At 70.1% G+C, this 1,257-nt stretch carries 1 protein-coding gene; it reads left to right on the top strand.

What is annotated here, in order from left to right:
- Positions 1–907, top strand: a 907-nt coding sequence (locus O9335_RS12180) for a transposase (protein WP_298388437.1), incomplete at its 5' end; no start/stop codon positions are given.
- Positions 908–1,257 lie beyond the last annotated feature (350 nt).

Genomic DNA, 1,257 nt, shown 5'->3' with positions numbered 1-1,257 from the left:
GCGCACGCTGGGCGCGTTCGCCGCCAACCCGCGCTGGATGGGCGTCGCTGGCGGGCAAGGGGCCTTCAGCTTGGTGCTGCACACCTGGGGCCAGGACTTGCGCCAGCACCTGCACCTGCACGCCGTCATGGCCTGCGGGGTCTTGAGCCCCGATGGGCGCTGGGCCTTGCCCAGTCGCAAGCCCGACTTCTTGTTCCCGGTGCATGCGCTCTCCAGTGTCTTCAGGGCGCACTTCATGGCGGCGCTCAGGGGCTTGGCCGGTGCCCGCGCAGAACTCGATGAGGCCAAGCCCGATCCCAGGCGCGATCCCAAGCCCGATCCCAAGCGCGATCCCAACCTCACGGCCGAGGGCCGCCGTGCGCTCTACCGCCACGCCTGGGTGGTTTATGCCAAGACGCCGCTGGGTGGTCCGGCGCAGGTGCTGAATTACTTGAGCCGCTACACCCACCGCACGGCCATTGGCAACGAGCGCATCCAGGCCATCAACCACCAAGGCGAGGTGGTGTTCAGCGTGCGCGCCAACGCCCACGGGGCTAAGCGTCGGGTCACGCTGGCCGGCGACGAGTTCATCCGCCGCTTCATGCTGCACATCCTGCCCACGGGCATCCAGCGCATCCGCCACTACGGCGTGCTGGCCAACGGCTGCAAGAAGACGCAGCTGGCGCGGGCGCGGCAAGCACTGAGCCAGCCCGCGCCGAATCCGCCCGCTCATGAGGCTGCGCAGGCCTTCATGGCCCGGGTGGCGCGCATCGATGTGCTGCGCTGCCCGCAGTGCCAGCACGGGCCGCTGCGGGTGGTGGAGCGCTTGGGGGGTGCCCAGCGTTTGCCGCTGCCGGGTGCGCCGGTGCCCACGTTCGCGGCAGCAGGACAAACGCGACAAGCGCGACAAGCGCGGGGGCCGCCGTGAGCTCACGCAGTCCATGGAGTCGCCGGCCAGCGTGGCGGCGGCCAGCGCTGTGCACCATGCCGTGTGAGCCGTGGGGGCTGCCGCTGCGCCAGCCACGCCCAGACTCAGCGCGCGCCCCAGGTGTGAGGGCGCGTGCAAGCCCGCCAGTGACGGGTCACAGCGCTGTACCGGGCTTGCGTGCATCCCGGCACTGCAGCGCTGCAGCAGAATCGCGCGCATGCGCCGCCTGCCTGCGATCCAATCCCCAATACCCACCGCCAAACACCCGCTGAACCGCGACTGGAGCGGCGGTTTTGTTCAACACGGTTTACCTGCCGCCGGTGGCGCTCAGCTGCGTGGCAAATGCCGTG

The sequence above is a fragment of the Inhella sp. genome, from assembly GCF_027532025.1.
Taxonomy (GTDB): Bacteria; Pseudomonadota; Gammaproteobacteria; order Burkholderiales; family Burkholderiaceae_C; genus Inhella.
This window is presented reverse-complemented; position numbering and strand designations above follow the sequence as displayed.